Origin of the sequence: Rhizobium sp. M10 (assembly GCF_002531955.1) — a bacterium.
Classification (GTDB): domain Bacteria; phylum Pseudomonadota; class Alphaproteobacteria; order Rhizobiales; family Rhizobiaceae; genus Rhizobium; species Rhizobium etli_C.
Window position 1 is genome coordinate 1 of record NZ_NWTA01000073.1, and the last position, 1,355, is coordinate 1,355.

General features: G+C 61.4%; 2 protein-coding genes. Both read right to left on the reverse strand.

The features are described from left to right. Positions 1-471 (reverse strand): alcohol dehydrogenase catalytic domain-containing protein (locus tag CO671_RS33055; RefSeq protein WP_170965084.1); only part of this gene is annotated, 471 nt, incomplete at its 3' end. A gap of 93 nt (positions 472-564) precedes the next feature. Continuing rightward, a complete protein-coding gene (locus CO671_RS33060) occupies positions 565-1,257 on the reverse strand; it encodes a dimethylsulfonioproprionate lyase family protein (RefSeq protein WP_097609248.1) in 693 nt (230 codons plus the stop codon). Between the last annotated feature and the right edge of the window lie 98 nt (positions 1,258-1,355).

Sequence of the window (1,355 nt, forward strand, 5' to 3'; positions counted from 1 at the left end):
GGGATTGACCTTGGCGAGCGCAATCTCCGGCAGCACCGTGTAATTGGCGAAGGTCGAGCAGCCCATATAGTGATGGATCTTGTCCTTGCCGATCGAAAAGCGTGAGGTGCCGTCCGGCATCAGACCCTGGCCCTGGGTCGAGCGGATGGCGGTGCAGAGATTGGTCTTGCGGCTGAGGCAGGAATAACATTCGCGGCATTCCGGCGTGTAGAGCGGAATGACGTGGTCGCCCTTCTTGACCGAGGTCACACCCGGGCCGACGTCGACGACGATGCCGGCACCCTCATGGCCGAGAATGGCCGGGAACAGGCCTTCCGGATCGGCGCCCGACAGGGTGAAATCGTCGGTGTGGCAGATGCCGGTCGCCTTGACCTCGACCAGCACTTCGCCGGCTCTCGGCCCCTCCAGCTGCACGGTCATCACTTCCAGCGGTTTTCCGGCCTGAACGGCTACGGCGGCGCGAACGTCCATTTGATATCTCCCTCCTGTTAATTCAATTTCGGTTGTTAAATATGCGGAGATGCGACCGAGAGATCGAAACGATCCGCTTCGGCCTCACCCCGTTCATCCCGGCTCGACCTGACACCACACCGCAAGAAGCGGCTGGGCCGTACATCTTATCGCGAAGGATTGCCCGGCATCATTCGCGAAGACCGTACCGGTCGCGGCAGAAAACCACTGGGAATCGCCAAGGCAGATTTCTCCCGGAGAAAGCAGAATGAAGGCGCGCGGCTGCGTCTGAACATGATCGGGGAAGCGGGTGTAGCGATCCATATAGATCACGCCGACCCGGAGATCGGCGCGCTCCTCCATACCGCCAGGGCCGACCAGAACCGCATGGGAGTGCGTATTGCCGAAGTTCAGGCTGGCAAACGGGCCACTGCGGCCGCGTCTCCACAGCAGCCTGCCGGCGAGACTGTTGAACTGATCGGCGATTGCCTCGTATTTCCGCCCGGATTTCGCCAGATGGCTGACGGCGTCATTCAGCCCTTCGGGCACCCCGGGGAGAGGGCCTCCCTCCGGGCGCACCTTGCCTGTCTTGAGCAGTCTTTGAAGGACCTTTCCGGCAACGAAACTGGCAACGGCGGGAGCGTCGGCCGACAGCATCAGCCCACCGATATCGTTGAGAAATTCCTGCAGCGGCTGGGGACGCCTTTCCCTTCCGATGTCGTGCAGCCTTATATAAGCCGGCTTTTCGTCATCGTTCAGGAGAAGGTCAGCACCAGGTCTGATTGGACGTCCCACCACGCGCGCCACGTTCGATCTCCCCGTTAAAGCGCCTTTTCCAATTCCGGCAGGGCGTCGAACAGATCGGCGACGAGGCCGTAGTCGGCGACCTGGAAGATCGGCGCCTC